This is a genomic window from Sphingobium sp. GW821-FHT02B05, from assembly GCF_059421905.1.
This window is the reverse complement of the sequence record NZ_JBWKVW010000001.1, coordinates 1,705,896-1,722,963: the sequence shown is the minus strand read 5'-3', so window position 1 is coordinate 1,722,963 and position 17,068 is coordinate 1,705,896. Positions and strand designations below refer to the sequence as shown.

The window sequence follows — 17,068 nt, the reverse complement described above, 5'->3', positions numbered from 1 at the left end:
GAGATGGCGATGATGTCTGAGATGGAGATGTCCAGGCGAGGCGTTCTCGCCGCCAGTGCCGCAACGGCTGCGCTGGCCGCGGCCCCGCATGTCGAGGCGCAACCCTTAAAGGCGGTTCCGCCCGCGACCATGCCGGTATCGCTCACCATCAATGGCAAGCGCCGCGACCTTACGCTCGACACGCGCACGACGCTGCTCGATGCGCTGCGCGAGCATCTGAAGCTTACCGGCACGAAAAAGGGCTGCGATCATGGGCAATGCGGAGCATGCACCGTCATCGTCAACGGTGAGCGGATCAATTCCTGCCTCAGCCTTGCCGTGCAACATCAGGGCGACGAGGTGACGACGATCGAGGGGCTGGGCACGCCCGACAATCTCCATCCCATGCAGGCCGCGTTCGTCCGCCATGACGGCTATCAGTGCGGCTATTGCACGCCGGGCCAGATTTGTTCGGCCATTGCGGTGCTGGACGAGATCGGGCGCGGGGTGCCGAGCCACGTCCAGGCCGATCTTTCCGCTCGACCTCAGCTGACCAACATCGAAATGCGCGAGCGGATGAGCGGCAATATCTGCCGTTGCGGTGCCTATTCCAACATCGCCGAGGCGATGGCGGAAGTCGCGGGAACCGCTGAGAAGGAGATGGGCGCATGAAGCCCTTCACCTATGAGCGCGCGAAGACGCCGGCGCAAGCCGCCGCCGCTGTTGCCCGTCAGCCCGGCGCCAAGTTCCTTGCCGGGGGCACCAACCTGCTCGACCTGATGAAGCTGGAGATCGAGACGCCCCGGCATCTGGTCGATGTCCAGGACCTGAAGCTCGATCGGATCGAGCCGACAACGGATGGCGGCTTGCGGATCGGCGCGCTGGTCACCAACACCGCGCTCGCTGCCGACACCCGCGTCCGTCGCGATTATGGCGTGCTCACCCGCGCGATCGTGGCAGGCGCCTCTGGCCAGCTTCGCAACAAGGCGACAACGGCGGGCAATCTGCTTCAGCGGACCCGATGTCCCTATTTCTATGACCCCAACATGCCCTGCAACAAGCGCAGGCCGGGGGCGGGCTGCGCTGCGATCGGCGGCTATTCGCGTCAGCTGGCCGTGATCGGTTCCAGCGACCAATGTATTGCCACCTATCCCGGCGATATGGCCGTGGCGATGCGCGTGCTGGATGCGACCGTGGAGACGGTCAAGGCGGATGGCACGACCCGCGCCATCCCGATCGCCGATTTCCACCGTCTGCCCGGCGACAATCCCCACCTCGACAACAAGCTTGAAGCCGGCGAGCTGATTACGGCGGTGACGCTGCCCCGGCCGCTTGGCGGCACGCACCATTATGAGAAGGTGCGTGACAGGGCGTCCTATGCGTTCGCGCTCGTCTCGGTCGCGGCCGTCCTCCAGAAGGACGGGAGCGGCCGTGTCGCGTTCGGCGGGGTCGCGCACAAGCCGTGGCGGGTCGAAGCGGCCGATGCCATGATGACGCAAGGGGCCGCAGCCGTGACGGCCAGAGCGTTCGCAAACGCCCAACCGACAGAGGAAAATGCGTTCAAGATACCGCTCGCGACGCGGGCGCTTGCAGCCACCATCGCGGAGGGCAAGTCAGCATGAAGTTCGACACGCCAGCGGGCACCAACCCGATCGATCGGGAAACGGTCGTGGGCAAGCCGCACCCGCGCATCGAAGGGCCGCTCAAGACGACCGGGCGCGCAGTCTATTCCTACGAGAACCACGAAGCCGCGCCGAACGCCGCCTATGGCTATGTCGTCGGTTCGGCCATCGCCAAGGGGCGCATATCGTCGATGGATATGCGCGAGGCCAGGGCCGCGCCGGGTGTCCTCGCAATCGTGACGGCCGATAATGCCGGGCCGATCAAGACGCAGGGGTTCTACGTCGCCAAGCCCCTCGCAGGGCCGGAGATCGAGCATTATCATCAGGCTATCGCGCTGGTCATCGCGGAAACGTTCGAGCAGGCGCGGCATGCCGCATCGCTGATCCGCGTCGATTATGCGCGCGGTCAGGGCGCGTTCGATCTGGCCGCTGCACGCGCGGGAGCAAAGCCGCATCAGCGTCAGCCAGACGTCCGCATCGGCGACTTCGACAAGGCGTTCTCGTCTGCTCCCGTGAAGGTCGATGCGACCTACACCACCCCGGATCACAGTCACATGATGCTGGAGCCGCACGCCACGATCGCACGCTGGGACGGCGATCTGCTGACAATATGGTCGGCGCAGCAGATTGTTGGTTGGGCGCGTCGCGACCTCGGCAACAAGCTCAATATCCCGCAGGACAAGATCCGCGTCGTCGCGACCTACATTGGTGGCGGCTTCGGCGGAAAGGGTAGCGTCTGTTCGGACGCGATCCTTGCGGCGCTTGGCGCTCGCGCCGTCGGCCGCCCGGTAAAGGTGGCGTTGCCGCGCCCGCTGATGCCGAACAACACGACGCATCGCCCCGCCACGATCCAGCGGGTCCGTCTGGCGGCGGGTCGCGACGGCAAGCTGGTCGCGGTCGGTCATGAAACCCTCTCCGGCAATCTGCCGGGGGGCGGCCCGGAGATCGCGGCTGCGCAGACGCAGTTGCTCTATGGGGGGGCAAACCGCCTCAACCTGACCCGGCTCGCGACGCTCGACCTGCCCGAAGGCAATGCGATGCGCGCACCGGGCGAGGCGTCGGGCCTGATGGCGCTCGAAGTGGCGATGGACGAGCTGGCCGAGAAGCTGGGGATGGACCCGGTGGAGCTGCGCGTCATCAACGACACCCAGGTCGTTCCGGGCGAGTCAGGTCAGGCTCCGCGTCCATTCTCCATCCGTCAATTCGTTCCGTGCCTGCGCACGGGCGCCGAGCGCTTCGGTTGGCAGGAGCGCCAAGCCAAGCCCGGCAGCCGCCGCGAAGGCCGCTGGCTGATCGGCATGGGCATGGCATCCGCCATTCGCGGCGCGCCTATCATTCCCGCCGGTGGGCGGGTCACGCTCGATAGCAAGGGGATCGTGACCGTCGAGAGCAACATGACCGACATGGGGACGGGCAGCTACACCGTCATCGGCCAGACGGTCGCGGAAATGATGGGCCTGCCCCTCGATCGCGTCGTGGTGAAGCTCGCAGACTCGAATTTTCCTGAAGCGTTCGGGGGTGGCGGACAGGGGGGTGCCGCATCCGCGACGGCCGGTGCCTATGCCGCGTGCGTGAAGCTGCGCGAAGCCGTAGCGACGAAGCTGGGGTTCAACTCTGCCGACGCCGAGTTCGTGGACGGCGAAGTCCGGGCCGGCAACCGACGCGCCCCGCTTGCGCAGGCCGCGAAGGACGGTGCGATCACGGCTGAAGACAAGATGGAATATGGCGACCTGTCGAAGCGGTTCGAACAGCAGACCTTCGGAGCCCATTTCTGCGAGGTTGCCGTCGATGCCTATACCGGCGAAATCCGCATCCGGCGGATGCTCGCCGTTTGCGCGGCCGGACGTATCCTCAACCCCATCACCGCCCGCAGCCAGGTGATTGGCGGCATGGTCGGCGGCGCGGGCGCGGCGCTGATGGAAGAGCTGGCCGTTGACAAGCGCTTTGGCTTCTTCGTCAATCACGACCTCGCCGGATACGAAGTGCCGGTCCATGCCGACATACCGCATCAGGAGGTGATCTTCCTGGAGGAAACCGATCCCACCATGTCACCAGTGAAGGCCAAGGGCGTCGGCGAGCTTGGTATTTCCGGCGTCGCACCCGCCATTGCCAACGCGGTTTACAACGCGACCGGGGTGCGGGTCCGGGAATATCCGATCACACTCGACAAGCATCTGGCGAAACTGCCGGAGATCGTATGACTCAAGGTCCGCAGCGGTTCTCGCGCCGTACCGTGCTGGTGACCCCGGCAATGCTGTCACTGGTTGGCACGGCATGTGCGCAGGAGTCCGAGCAGCCCCGTACCAGTGCCGGCAAGACACTGGTCGCGTATCTCACCCGATCGGGCAATACCCGCGTGATTGCAGGAACCTTGCAGCGAACGCTGCCGGCTGATCTCTTCGAAATCCGTCCCGCGCGACCATATCCGGATGATTATGAGCAGCATGTCGCGCAGGCCACGCGCGAGCGAGACAGCGGGTTTGAACCTCCACTGGCGGCCAAGGTCGACAACATTGCCGGCTATGACACTGTCTTCCTTGGCTTTCCTATCTGGGGGGAGACGACACCCCCGCCAATCCGCTCGTTCCTGAAGGCTCATGATCTACGCGGGAAGACGCTTCGCCCGTTCATAACGCATGGCGGATATGGTGTTGGCGGCAGTCTTGCGGTGCTGGCATCCCATGCGACCGGCGCAACGATCGAAGACGCCTTCGTCATGGAGGCAGACCAGGAACGGCGCACGCTCAATCAGGTCCGCGATTGGCTCGGCCAGATCAACCGCTAACGGTATTGGATTTTCGAGTATGATCGTGACCGATCCAGTTTGCTTCTCAGGATCGAGGCGTGCGTTCTTGTCGCCTGCATGATCGGGGCTACTGCTTCGGGTACCCATGGCATGGCATGATGAAGGCAACGCCAGCGCCCAACTCAAGAGCCTGACAGTTCCCGCATCAGGGCTATCAAACCGGCCGCACTGGAAATGCCCGTTTTCGCGACGATCGACGCCCGATGATCTTCGATTGTCTTCGGGCTCAACCCCAGCTCCGCCGCGACCATCTTGTTGCTCATGCCCTGCGCCAGATAGGCCAGCACATCGCGTTCGCGCGGCGTCAGAGACGCTATGCGGGCAAAGGCTGCGCGGCGGCGGCGGCTCCAAGCAATGCCCTCGGCTACGGCAATGAGCAGGCGATCTTCATCGATCGGTTTTTCCAGATAGTCCAGCCCACCATAACGCCGGATCGCATCGACCGCGTTGGCCGTGGTCGGCCACGCCGTCATGAATATGATCGCAGCCGCCGCATCGATGGTGCGTAATTTCTGCGCCATTGCAAAGCCGTCCATGTCCCCCATCATGACGTCGGTCACGATGCAATGGGCAGGCGCTTTGGCGTGATGATCCAGCATGGCAGCAGGATCGACGAAGGGCATGGCATCATAGCCGTTGCGAGCCAGCAGTCGCGATACGGCCGCACTCAAATCACCGTCATCATCCACCACATGGATAAGGGCACGCTGGTCCGTGTCAGCCATCGTTCGCCTCCATCAGCGGCAGGCGGATGATATGGTGAATCATGTTCGCATCCGTCCCCTCCCTGTTCAGCACACCGCCATGCGCCTCCACGATCGCGCGTGCGACCAGCGTCCCGATGCCCATTCCGGCATAGTCGAGCGGGGCAGTGTCGCTCCGGTTGCTGACCCGAACACTGACCGTCGCCATGTCGGCGGCGAGATCGACCGCGATCGATCCCCCCGGCGAGGCGGCCATCGCGTTGCGGATCAGGTTGAGCAAGGCCTGCGTCAGTTCCACTTCCTGCCCATGCACCATCAGATCACCCGGCTGCGTGGTCAGGGCGATATGGCATCGCAAGGCGCGCGCCTCCCCGGAAAGGATAGCGATGCAATCCTCGACCAGTCGCCGCATGGAAAGAGCCGATGGCTCATCGACCGCCCGGCCACCGAACCGACGCAGCCGACGGACCATTTCGGCCAATGCCTGCGCCTTTCTTTCGATCAGGGCCGCGCTTTCGGCCATATCGGCAAGATTGGGATCATCCGACCGACTGGTGGCGGCGAGGTGGCGGCTCTCGATGGCGAGGGTCGACAGCGGCTGGCTGATTTCATGAATGACGGCGACCGACATCGCGCGGAGCGTCTTCAAGCGTTCGGCCTGAAACAACATGCGGTCACGCCGGGCGATGTCGCGACGCGCGCGCGCCTGCGCATCGGCAAAACTGCCCGCCAGATAGGCGGAGATGGCAACCCCGGCCAGCCACATATGCAGGGCAAAGCGTGTCGCGACCGACGTCATCGGGGCGGACCATGGCAGGATGATGACCGCGCACAGCATGATCGCGACCGACGCGCCATGTCGTCCGCAACGCAGGCCCACCCATGTCGATGTTACCAGAACCGGGGTCAGGGCGATTTGCGGGTCCACGCTGGCGAGCCCGGCCACCAATATCCACCCGACACAAAAGACCGCCCCGGTTTCGATCACGCGCGCAGCGGACGGCCATCCGCCGGTTTCCGCACTATCCGCGCCGTCGATACGCGCGGCGAGCCACAGCAAGGGCGGCGCGATCAATAGCACGCCAAGCAGATCGCCAACCAGAAAGGCTGCAATAGTGGTCGCAAAAGGCTGCGCCGACAGGTCGGGCATGATGCTGGGCCGGATCCATTCCCACAGGCCCGCCGTGAAAGCGGCCGCCGTAGGCGCCAGCACCGATGCAAGGCCGAAGGGCATGGGCGCGATCGAGAGGTCGGACGTCCCGCGCCGCTGCATCCACCGCACAAGACCGATCGTTGCCCCGTAGATCAGCGATGGACGCGCAACCCCGGCGAGATCGTTCCAGATCGTCGGAGAATCAATATGAACGACGCCGACCGCCAATTGGATCAGGCATTCATACAGCGCGACGATCGGCGCATGGCGTGCCCCGCAGTGCCAAAAAAGCGCCACCCGCACACCGGCGGCCGGATACCAGAGGCTGTAGAAATGCGCACCACCCCAGTGTCGCGCGACATGATGGGCCAACACGAAAGCGACGCCATAGGCCAGCAAGATCGTTATGCCGCGTTTCGGGTTGTCGAAAAGGGAATGGTCAGCAGGTCCGGACATCCCGGCCCGTCTTAAGGATGTGCGAAGACCTGCCAAGCCGGGAAAAATCCCGTCCTTTCAGTTTCTGTCCGGGAAATTCCCGGATGGTCGGCTTGATCCCGCCCCGACATGAATGTGCTCCACGGGGGCGATGCTTTCGGTTCCCGGATGGCGCATGCGACCCGCGCCGTCCGGGGACATCCATTTCGGGTCCGCACATCGGGGCCTGTCGGACCCAGCCGGGGAACAGCATGAGCGTCATTGGCACCAACAGCGCTGCGCTTCGCGCCCAGCGGGCAATAGAGGCCGCCAGCAAGGCGCAATCGCAGGCCGCCGAACGGCTATCGACGGGCAAGCGGATCAATTCTGCAAAGGATGATGCCGCAGGGCTGGCGATCAGCAGCACCCTGTCATCGCAGATTACCGGATTGCAGGCGGGAAGACGGAATGCCGCCGACGGCATATCGCTGCTTCAGACCGCCGAAGGCATAATGGGTGAGGTGCAGAACACGCTCCAACGCATGCGGGAGCTTGCGGTGCAGGCGTCCAGCGGCATCAATTCCCCTGAAAATCTGGCGGCCTTGCAAGCTGAGATGGTCCAGTCCGTTGCCCATATCGACGCCCTTCTCGGCAACGCCGAATTTAATGGCATCGAGCTGTTTTCAGACACCGCCAATGGGATCGTCGCGCACGATTATAACAACGACACCGATTTCAAGGATATCTATGTCGAGAACAATATCCTCTATGACGAGACGCATAATGCGGGAAAAACGGTCATCAACATCCAGACCGGGGCCAATGCGAACGACACGACCCGGATCGAAATTCCCACGCTGCGCAGCGCCAGCGACAATTTTACCCTGCTAGGCACCGACATGAACGTCGCGGGGTTCGAGCGATTCGTCGGGATTGCCAATATCGACCTGACCCTGGCCAACGACGTCGGCGCGCCACGGCAATATACCTACACCAATGCTGATGGTTTTCAGGTGTGGCACGATGTTCCCGGCCATATCGAATATACCGACTCCGACTATAAATCCTACGCTTCCATCGGCGTGACCGCACAGCAGGCGCTGGATGTCATCGACGCCGCGTTGGCGCAGGTCAGCGATGTGCGGGTCACGTTGGGTGTCTCTCAACTTCGGCTGGAATCGACGATGTCGCAGGCCGACAGTTCGATCGTCAATTTGACCGATGCGCGCTCCCGCATAGAAGATGCCGATTTCTCCGCCGAGACGACAGCTTTGGCGAAAAACCAGATATTGACGCAGGCAGCGACTGCGATGCTGGCACAGGCCAATGCCAGTCAGCGCGACATCCTGAAGCTCATCGAATGAGCGTTGAACGCGCCATATCTCTTCTCCATATCGGAACGCTGTCGACGGACAGGCATCAAAGCCTGTGCCTGATCCGCGCCCTGGCTTCTGATCATGCTATCGTCAGAGCAAGTCTGCCCGTGATGCCCGGCACGGGCCTGACGTTGGGCCTGCGAAACGGCCTATCCATCGCCACATCCGTCGAGGGCGCACAGGACGAGCGGATCAAGCTCAAATTCGGCCAGCCAGTCCCTATGGACCGACTGATGCGGGACCAAGCGCGGGGAAATGGAGGCGCGGAATCGGTTCGGGTTCCTGCTTCGGCTGAGGTGAAAGTCGAGGTGAACGGAGCACGGATCGTCGCCATTTTGCGCGACATATCCTTGTTTGGAGTCCGGCTCGCCGACATGCCGGAGAATCTTCCCCCCGGTGCTGAGGTCACCGTTCACATAGCAGGCCTCGTTCGACGCACAGCCATTATCAGATGGCACAGGAGCGGTCAGGCAGGTCTGCGATTTGCCCACAGCCTTGGCTACGAGCTACTGGATAGCTGGTTGATCAGACGCGGCGATCAGTGGCATCCGCCCTTTCTGACACCCTGAGAATCAGAGAGCGGATGTGAGCGGCGGCCCTGTCCGAGTGGTCATCGCTGATCATCACCGCTCACCCTCATGTCGACATTCGCCGAAGGCATGCTGGCCGTTCGTCAACGCATTGACGTGGCGGCGGCTACAATTTCGCAATCGCTTGGCTGCCGAGACCAATTTCTCTCCGGGTAAAAATCGATGTGTAGCGGTCAGGCCCCCGGATTGGCGCACGGGGAAATTCCGTCCGGTAAGCCCTGCGACGGATGGTTTCTGAAATCTTTGTCGAATGGTGGAGCGCTTTGCCGATCTGGTCACGATCACGCGCCCGCTGTGCCATCAGGTCGATGCGGGCGACCAGATCAGTGGCCCAGCTTGCAGAGATCGGCAACGCAGTCGGAATGATTTTACGCGGGTTGCGTGTTGGGTCCAGGCAGCCAGGATTTTGGTGATCTGAATGTCTGTCAGGCACGCCCTTTACGTTCGGATGCCTGGAATGACCGGCTAGTGGAGATAGTCGAGATGGCACTGCACGGCCCGTGCGGGAGCAGCCAAAGCTGAATGCTGGCCACCCTGATAGATGGGTATCATGAAACAGGCAGGGATTTTCAACGAACGGGCCGCCCGAACGCAATGGCGCCGCGTTTTCGCTGCGCTTACCGTCAGCGCTGGTTGCGATGGTCACTGAGGTGAAGCGCGATCGTCGCGCGACAATCACGGCTGCCGTGGTGGGGGGCGCTGCCTTTGTGCAGGCGTTTGACTCCAGCGCAATTACCATGGCCTTGCCCGATATTGCGCGAGATTTTTCGGCACCGGTCCTGTCCCTCAACGTCATCATCACCGCCTATCTGATGGGCGCGACGGCAGCACTGCCACTATGCGCATGGTTGGCAGACCGAGCAGGACCGCGCCGCACGTTCATCGCCTCGCTCGCGCTGTTTGGAGGGGCCGCGTTGCTCTGCGGTCTGTCCAGCAATCTGACTCTGCTGTTGGTTGCGCGCATTCTGGAAGGCTGCGCTGGCGCGATGTTATTGCCCGTCGGTCGGATAATCGTGCTGCGATCTGCGCAGACGCAAGATTTCGTGCGCGCGTTGGCAGTGATGACCATGCCGATCATGCTGGGGCCGGTTGTCGGGCCGACAGTTGGCGGAATCATTGTAACCGAATTATCGTGGCGCTGGCTGTTCCTGCTGAACATGCCCCTCACGCTGTTGGGCATCATTCTGGTTCTTCTATGCGTGGAGGAACAGCCTACCTCACCTGTAAAACTTGATGTGATCGGGACGGTGCTGATCGTCCTGGCCCTGATCGGCGTCACCTTTGGGCTGGGCGCCGTGACGAGGGCCGACGTCACGCCAGCGGCAACAGGAGCGATAGTCGCAGGCGCGCTGCTGTGCGGGATCGTCTATGTCATCCATGCGCGCGCGAAGCCCGCCGCAGTCCTTTCCCTCTCCTCTTTCGCCAGCTTTCCCGCCCGGCTCAGCACCATCGGCGGCATGTTCCCGCGCATGTTGGTAAGCGCAGTACCCTTTTTACTCACGATGCTTTTTCAGGTGGGACTGGGCCTGAGCGCGATCGAAGCAGGCGGGCTGATTTTTGCCAGTGCGGTGGGCGCATTACTCAGCCGCTATTGCATTAATCCGCTGCTCGTTCTGTTCGGTTTTCGCTTGCTGCTGGTAGTGAACGGCGTGCTGCTGGCATTGACGGTCGGGCTGTGCGCGATATTCAATGCTCATACGCCGCATATATATATTCTGGCATTACTGTTCGTGCAGGGGTTGCTGCGCTCTTTGCAACTTCTGCTGCTCAACATCGTCGGATATTCCGAGTTAAGTGAGAGGGAATTTGCAGCGGCCAGTACGATATCGAGCGTGAGTCAGCAAATGGCGCAGGGGGTTGGGGTTGCGATTGCCGTCATCGCCGTTCAACTCACGCAACGGCTGACCGGCTCACAAAGCACGACGATCGAGACAATTGCGCCCGCATTTATCGCGGTGGCGCTTCTGTCGCTACTATCGATCTTTTGGTTTGTTCGCCTGCCCTTGGATGCCGGTGCGGCGATGATCGTTCGCAAGACAAGGCAATAGCGGCGTCTGAGACGACGCCGCTATCGCAAGAATGTCAGGCGACCGGCCGAAGCCGCAATGATGTGTCGCAATTGGTCAATGGTTCTACGCCGTTGGCCGTGACCAAAATCTGGTCTTCGGTGTGCAGGTTCCCCCAGCCGATTTCATAATAGGGCATGTCGAGCGAGAAGATCATATTCTCCTCAAATATGAATTCGCCATTGCCACCGGGCAGGGTGGGGCCGATCGGGATTTTGTGGTCCGAATGTTCCAGGCCGATGGAATGGGGCGTGGCGAAGAAGAAGCCAGGAAACCCTGCCTTGCGCACGGCTTCGATCACCGCGTCGGACACTTCGCGGCCGGTGACTCCGGGCTTTACGACCTTGAGCACAGTCTCGCACCCGACTTCCAGCGCCTTCACCCGCTCTACGATGTCCGGCCGAGGCGTACCGCACAGGGCAATGCGTCCAAGGTCGCCATGATAGTTGCGATATTCGCATAGCCCGTCGAACGTGATGGTCTCATCCGCCAGCACCCGGCCCATATTATTGTTGGTACCGTTCTGCCCGGTGGCGAGATACAGGCCGCGACCGCCGCGCTTGGCGATTTCGACATTGTAGATGATCTCCAGATCGTCGCGCGGCATCCCGACCTGAAGGCTGTCGATCACCGCCTCCAGCGCTTCCTCGTTCATCTTCGCAACCTTGCGCATGATGGCTATTTCGTCGGGCGTCTTGACCATGCGGATGTCGCGGAAGGTCGTGGTCCCTTCGACGACACTGATGTCGGGCAGGCCGATTTCCTGCAACCATGGACCCACTCGCGGGTCGTCGGAGGCAAGCCGGGCATTGGTCAGGCCGGCATCCTGCAAGGCTTTCTTGAGCGCATATAGCGCATTGACGGAGGCATTGCCGCGATTACCCTCCATGAATTGCAGATATTCCTCGTCGCGCGGGGAAAGCTGGTCATGCTTGATCGGCCATTTCATGCCATATTCGACATGTTCGGGATCTTCGACATCGGGGTCGAAGTCGCGGCGGTCGCAATAGACGGGATGCACATAGCTCTGGATGTTCGGCATCCAGGTCGATTCCGGCCGGTGGAAGAAGCGTAGATGCTCCACCCCGGTTACGATCAGCGCGGCCGGTTTGTCATGATCGCGCGGCAGCAGCGCGTAATTGTAGAAGCTGCGCCGCATCCGCATGAGCGCGCCCCAATAATCCGACAGATAATAGACGTTGATCGGTGCGACGGCGATCAGCCCGTCCAGCCCTTCGCGATCCATGATGGCATCGGCGCGCGCGCGGTTGAGAAGCATATTTATGTCCCGGAAAAGAGGAAAAAAAAGGGCGGCGCCGAAATGACCCGGTGCCGCCCGCCCCGCTTTAGAAACGCGCTACGCCGCGCATGCCCACCGTGCGGCGTTCCGGTGCCGCCAGGATGAAGGTGTTGAGGCCTTGGGTGACGCTGCTGTTCGGATTGGTGTTGCGCAGCAGGTTCGATGGCGTCTTGTCGTCGGTCAGGTTGCGAGCGAAGATTTCGAACGTGTACTTGTCCGAATTGATACCCAGGCGCAGGTTGAACTTGCTGGCCGAGTTGATCCAGGCCGTATTGTCCGACGTCGCATATTGTTTGCCGGTATAGACATAGTCGAGGCGGATAGATCCGGTCCACATATCGTCTATGGGCTGCTCATAGGTCGCTGCGGCGGAACCGGAGAATTCCGGGTAGCGCTCCATCAGGTCGCCTACGGGATTGCGCACGCCGGAGTCCTGCACGCATTCCGAGCAGTCTGTGAAGCGGATGTCCGTCTTCGCCCAGTTGAACGTGCCCTCGAACGTCCAGGGACGGCTCGGCTTGTAGGTCGCTTCCAGTTCCACGCCGTACACGTTGGTCGATCCATTGGGGAAGGTCAGCGTTGCTGTCGAGGTGGTTGTGCCGATCGTGTAGGGCACATTCTGGTTGATCTGGCGGTCGCGCCATTCGCCATAATAGAAAGCGGACAGGATACGCAGCTTGCGATCGAACAGTTCACCCTTGAAGCCGAATTCATACATGGTCAGCTTTTCTTCGGCCACCGCGACCGGTACCGATCCGCCCGGCGCATTGGCGGTCAACTGCGCTTGGATGGCGGGGCTGAACGCCAGATAATTGGTATTGAACGTACCGGGGCGCGTGCCTTTCGACCAGGACAGATAGGTGCTGGCCGAGGGCGCCAGTTCATAGTTCAGGATGAGGCGCGGCGAGAAAGACCTGAAAGTCTGCGACAGGTCGGTGACGGTCGCGCCGGTCGATGCGCTATAGGCGATGTGGTTGATCGTGTCCCACTGATAGCGGGCTTCCCCGCTCAGCTTCAGGCTGTCGGTGATCTTGAGGTTGGCCGATCCGAAGGCGCCCCAGGTGCGGGCCCGATAGTCGGTCGGCACGCCCAGATTGGCCGGATTTGCGCTGGTCGTCGGGCGATAGGCGCGCGTGAAGAAATTGATGCTCTCCCAATAATAGTTGCCGCCGACCATGAAGCTGAGCGGGCCATATTCAGGGGTCGCCAGACGCAGTTCGGCCGAGGTATTATCGATATTGTAGGGCAGCAGGACGGTAGAGGAATAACCGGTCGTGTCCGCCCGGTTATAGGTGTCGGTCAGCACCGCCCAATCGTTGCCGCTGTGCGAAACCGAACCCGACAGTGTGTAGTCGCCCAGTTCCCAGTCGAACATGCCGTATGTCTGATAGGCTTCGCGTTCCAGACCGAGATGGTCGATGAAGTCCGCCGGAAGAACCGCGCCGATCGCCGGATTGGTCACGCCGCCGAAATTGTTGCTGCCCTTGGCGCGGGTGTTCTGCGACATTTTGGACGTCGCGATGTCGCCCAGATTGCCGCAGATGGTGTTGAAACCAGTGGTGCTGCCACGCGGTATGCGTCCGGTGCCGCCCGTATTGCAGTTATAGTCGGATTCGCCCAGCAGCGCCTGGGCCGTCGGGCCGTCACTGTCTTGCCAGTAGGTGCCGTAGCCGCGAATGGTCAGTGTCTCGGTCGGTTTGATGATGATCGAACCCGCGACCGACTTCGTCTCGCGCTGGCCCAACGTGCCGCCGAAGCCAACGTTGCGATATTGGCCGTCGGTATAATAATAGGTGCCCGACAGGCGCACGCCGATCTTGTCGGTGATGATCGGCCCTTCGACGCTCACCTTGACGTTGACCGTCGAATAGAGGTCGAGCGACGCATCGATCGAGCCATGGAAATCGGTGAGCGAGGGCGGCGCGGTGATGAAGTTGATCGCGCCGGCAAAGGTCGAGCGCCCGAAATAGGCGCTCTGCGGACCCTTCACTACTTCTACGCGCTGCACATCGGTCATGCCCGGAATGGCGCCTGAAGGAACAGGCACGCCATCGACGAAGACGGTCACGGCCTGGCGGTTGGGGGAATCGCCAGGAAACATTCCGCGCATCGAATAGGTGTGAAAGCTGCGGTCGTTGCGGTTCGCGGCGCTGTTTTGGTAACGCAGACCCGGCACGAAGTCGTTGAGTTCCTGGAAGCCCTGTACACCGCGGGCGCTGAGCGCCTCGGCGGTCAACGCGGTGATCGCGACCGGTGTATCGACCAGGTTTTCGCCGACCTTGCGTGCAGTCACGGTGATTTCGGCCAGCCCACCGCCCGCATCGGCCTGGGGCGCAACGTCGGTCTGGGCTGAAGCAAGGCTCGGTATCATCATGATGCCCACGGCAGCGACGGATGCGAATAGACCAATGCGTAACTTCGTTTGTGACCGACCGAACATATCCATACCCCTTATATAACTGCTGGAATTTGGTCCTGCGAATGGCAAGGCTCGATCTTTTCGTCGGCCTTTTGTTGTAGGCGCAGGAGGGCGGATCGGCAGGGACAAGTCCAATCGGGGTGAAAAACTATCCACCAGTCAGGCAAAAAGTGAGCGCTATGTCCACCATGCGGTCATTTTGTCCGCATCAATTTGGCGTGTCGCCCGCTATGCTAGCCCGGCGTTTCCCATCAAGGAGACAAGCGATGAGCACCTCGCGTCAGATGCACCTGCTCGCCTTTCCATCGGCCTTGGGCGCGCATGTCGCCGGCTGGCGCAAGGCTACCCCGTCCGGCGGCCAGCATAGCCTGAAATATTACGCCCATCTTGCAGAGGTTGCCGAAGCAGGTCTGTTCGATGCGATCTTCTTCGCCGACGCACAGGGTTATCGCACGATCGTCGGCCGCGACGCCTATGCGCGCGTGGATGCGCTGCGGATCGATCCGCTGGTACTGCTGGGCGCGCTGGCCGCGAGCACGGACAAACTTGGTCTCATCTGCACCCTGTCGACCAGCTATAACGAACCCTATGCCGTCGCGCGCCGCATGGCGACGCTCGACCATCTGAGCGGGGGGCGTGCGGGCTGGAACGTGGTCACATCGACCAGCCAGAACGAAGCGCGCAATTTCGGCCGCGACCAGCATTTCGGCCATGCCGAACGCTATGCCCGCGCCGGCGAATTTCTGGACGTGGTGACCGGCCTGTGGGACAGTTTCGAGGAGGACGCGGTCGAGGTCGATCAGGCCGCCGGTCGCTATTTCGATCCGGCCAAGGTCCATGCGCTGGAGCATCAGGGCCAGCATTTCCGTGTGGCCGGTCCCCTGACCTGCGCCCGTCCGCCGCAGGGTCATCCAGTGATCGTGCAGGCGGGGTCGTCCGACGCCGGACAGGCGCTGGCCGCGCAGACCGCCGAAGTCGTCTTCACGTCCCACCCGAATATTCCGAGCGCCGCCAAATTCTACGCCGCGCTTAAGGGGCAGGTAGTGGCCGCAGGCCGATCGCCCGATTCGTGCAAGATCATGCCCGCGATCCAGCCGCTGGTGGCCGATACGGAGGAGGAAGCGCGCGCGATCGAAGCGGAACTGGAAGCGCTCGTCCATCCCGACCTCGCCATCGCCATGTTGCAGATGCAGATCGGCCAAACACTGGACCTGACAAAGCTGGACCTGAACGGCCCGTTGCCCGATATGCCCGACAGCAATGCCGCCCGTTCGATTCAGGCGCGCGTCGCCGAAATGTCGCGCGATGGGAAGGTCAGCATTCTCCAGCTCGCTCGGCGGATCGCGGCCGGCCGCACCAGCGCGGCGCTTACCGGCACGCCGGTCCAGATCGCCGACGCGATGGAGCAGTGGTTCAATGCCGGAGCTGCGGACGGCTTCGTCATTGTTCCGCCGGTGCTGCCCGACCAGTTGGAGGTCTTCGTGGCCAAGGTGGTGCCGGAACTCCAGCGGCGCGGGCTTTTCCGCACTGCCTATGCGGGGACGACCCTGCGAGAGCATCTGGGCCTTGATCGTCCGGTCAGCCGCTATACCGATCCCGCTACGCCACGGGTGGAACCGCGCATCTGGCAGCCTGATCTCAAGTGAGGGCGCAGGGCGCGACGGATGCCGTCGCGCCCGTCAGTCCAGATCGCCGCTGATCGCTTCGGCGGTGGCTTTGAGCGGCGCGACGAACTGGGCTACCGCGTCGCTCATCTTCGTCGCCGATGCGAAGAAGGCCAGTGTCAGCGCGCCTGCGACCGTGCCCTTGCGCGTGAGGATCGGTACGGCGATCGAGGATGTCTTCCCCGGATTGCGGGTGAACTGGTTATAGCCGCGCGTGGAGAAGCCCGCGCCGCGTATCTGTTCGACCAGATCGCCATTCTCCATCAGGTCGATGACATGCATGTTCACCCGCTTTGGAAGCAGCTTGATCGCTCGGAACAATTCGATCCGCTCCATCTCCCCGATATTGGCCAGATAGACGTGCCCCGCCGCACACTCCAAGATCGGCAGGGTGAAGCCGGGATGATAATGGCTGAAGGTCAGCGCCGTCAGAGCGTGGGTGGAATCGCGGATCACCATGGAATGGCCGACCTGCGTCGATAGGGAAATCGGCCAGCCGACGCGCCGGGTCAGGTCCACGATATGCGTTCGTGCCGCCCGGACCAGCTCGGCATCGCCCTGGAATCCGTGGGCCAGCGCCTGCACCAGCGCGGTTGGGCGATAACGTTTGCGCGCGGGTTCCCGTTCGATCAGCCCTTCATGCAGTAATGTCTGCACGATGCGGCACGCGGTCGGGTAGGGAACTTCGGACGACCGCGCTATTTCCATCATCGACAAAGAATTGCCGCGATTGACGGCCTGAAGCACCGCAATGCCGCGCGAGAGCGAGCGAATCGGAACGCCTTTTTCCATGGTTCACATTGTGACTGACTGATGACCTGATAGCGGTTTCGAAAATATTCTATCCGACAGACGGATAAAATAGTGAAATCCTCCATCGAAAATGGGTGCGACCGTAGCCTGCAACGCCCCCATTTCTCCGTCAGACGATCAGATTAGAACATCATGCGGAAAAGCGGGAACCGGTTTTGCGCT

The 17,068-nt window shown here is 61.9% G+C and carries 14 protein-coding genes; 8 read left to right on the top strand and 6 right to left on the bottom strand.

What is annotated here, in order from left to right; translation table 11 throughout:
* Positions 1-3 precede the first annotated feature (3 nt).
* The 4 genes from paoA to AC07UX_RS08635 are packed head-to-tail and all read left to right on the top strand — an operon-like array spanning position 4 to position 4,386.
* Positions 4-651, top strand: coding sequence for an aldehyde dehydrogenase iron-sulfur subunit PaoA (gene paoA, locus AC07UX_RS08650; protein ID WP_495191497.1), 648 nt, complete (start codon positions 4-6; stop codon positions 649-651).
* Complete coding sequence (locus tag AC07UX_RS08645; protein WP_495191496.1) at positions 648-1,601, top strand: FAD binding domain-containing protein; 954 nt, start codon at positions 648-650, stop codon at positions 1,599-1,601. Before paoA ends, AC07UX_RS08645 begins: the two co-directional genes overlap by 4 nt.
* Positions 1,598-3,802, top strand: coding sequence for an aldehyde oxidoreductase molybdenum-binding subunit PaoC (paoC, locus tag AC07UX_RS08640; protein WP_495191495.1), 2,205 nt, complete (start codon positions 1,598-1,600; stop codon positions 3,800-3,802). The genes AC07UX_RS08645 and paoC overlap by 4 nt, the downstream gene beginning before the upstream one ends.
* Positions 3,799-4,386, top strand: coding sequence for a flavodoxin (locus tag AC07UX_RS08635; protein WP_495191494.1), 588 nt, complete (start codon positions 3,799-3,801; stop codon positions 4,384-4,386). Before paoC ends, AC07UX_RS08635 begins: the two co-directional genes overlap by 4 nt.
* 143 nt (positions 4,387-4,529) lie before the next feature.
* Here AC07UX_RS08635 and AC07UX_RS08630 read toward each other — a convergent pair whose 3' ends face one another.
* Positions 4,530-5,132: a response regulator transcription factor gene (locus AC07UX_RS08630; protein ID WP_495191493.1), complete on the bottom strand. Its 603-nt coding sequence runs from the start codon at positions 5,130-5,132 to the stop codon at positions 4,530-4,532.
* Positions 5,125-6,720, bottom strand: coding sequence for an ATP-binding protein (locus tag AC07UX_RS08625; protein ID WP_495191492.1), 1,596 nt, complete (start codon positions 6,718-6,720; stop codon positions 5,125-5,127). The genes AC07UX_RS08630 and AC07UX_RS08625 overlap by 8 nt, the downstream gene beginning before the upstream one ends.
* Positions 6,721-6,950: 230 nt before the next feature.
* On the opposite strand from AC07UX_RS08625, the gene AC07UX_RS08620 reads away from it, so the two are divergent.
* Both AC07UX_RS08620 and AC07UX_RS08615 read left to right on the top strand, forming a co-directional pair.
* Complete coding sequence (locus tag AC07UX_RS08620; protein ID WP_495191491.1) at positions 6,951-8,042, top strand: flagellin N-terminal helical domain-containing protein; 1,092 nt, start codon at positions 6,951-6,953, stop codon at positions 8,040-8,042.
* Positions 8,039-8,623 (top strand): PilZ domain-containing protein, encoded by a 585-nt coding sequence (locus AC07UX_RS08615; RefSeq protein ID WP_495191490.1) that lies wholly within the window; start codon positions 8,039-8,041, stop codon positions 8,621-8,623. The genes AC07UX_RS08620 and AC07UX_RS08615 overlap by 4 nt, the downstream gene beginning before the upstream one ends.
* Positions 8,624-8,750: 127 nt before the next feature.
* On the opposite strand, the gene AC07UX_RS08610 is transcribed toward AC07UX_RS08615, so the two are convergent.
* Entirely contained in the window at positions 8,751-9,290 is a 540-nt protein-coding gene (locus AC07UX_RS08610; RefSeq protein ID WP_495191489.1) for a hypothetical protein, read from the bottom strand.
* Between the two features lie 4 nt (positions 9,291-9,294).
* Here AC07UX_RS08610 and AC07UX_RS08605 point away from each other — a divergent pair, with 4 nt between their 5' ends.
* Positions 9,295-10,692: an MFS transporter gene (locus tag AC07UX_RS08605; RefSeq protein WP_495191488.1), complete on the top strand. Its 1,398-nt coding sequence runs from the start codon at positions 9,295-9,297 to the stop codon at positions 10,690-10,692.
* 34 nt (positions 10,693-10,726) lie between these two features.
* Here AC07UX_RS08605 and AC07UX_RS08600 read toward each other — a convergent pair whose 3' ends face one another.
* Together AC07UX_RS08600 and AC07UX_RS08595 are read right to left on the bottom strand one after the other, a co-directional pair.
* On the bottom strand, positions 10,727-11,989 hold the full coding sequence (locus AC07UX_RS08600; RefSeq protein ID WP_495191487.1) for a M24 family metallopeptidase: 1,263 nt from the start codon (positions 11,987-11,989) through the stop codon (positions 10,727-10,729).
* A 67-nt stretch (positions 11,990-12,056) separates the two neighbouring features.
* Positions 12,057-14,384, bottom strand: coding sequence for a TonB-dependent receptor (locus AC07UX_RS08595; protein ID WP_495191486.1), 2,328 nt, complete (start codon positions 14,382-14,384; stop codon positions 12,057-12,059).
* A gap of 311 nt (positions 14,385-14,695) precedes the next feature.
* On the opposite strand from AC07UX_RS08595, the gene AC07UX_RS08590 reads away from it, so the two are divergent.
* On the top strand, positions 14,696-16,075 hold the full coding sequence (locus tag AC07UX_RS08590; protein ID WP_495191485.1) for an LLM class flavin-dependent oxidoreductase: 1,380 nt from the start codon (positions 14,696-14,698) through the stop codon (positions 16,073-16,075).
* A gap of 33 nt (positions 16,076-16,108) precedes the next feature.
* Here the strand turns inward: AC07UX_RS08590 and AC07UX_RS08585 are convergent, their stop codons facing one another.
* A complete protein-coding gene (locus AC07UX_RS08585) occupies positions 16,109-16,885 on the bottom strand; it encodes a helix-turn-helix domain-containing protein (protein ID WP_495191484.1) in 777 nt (258 codons plus the stop codon).
* Positions 16,886-17,068: the final 183 nt, after the last annotated feature.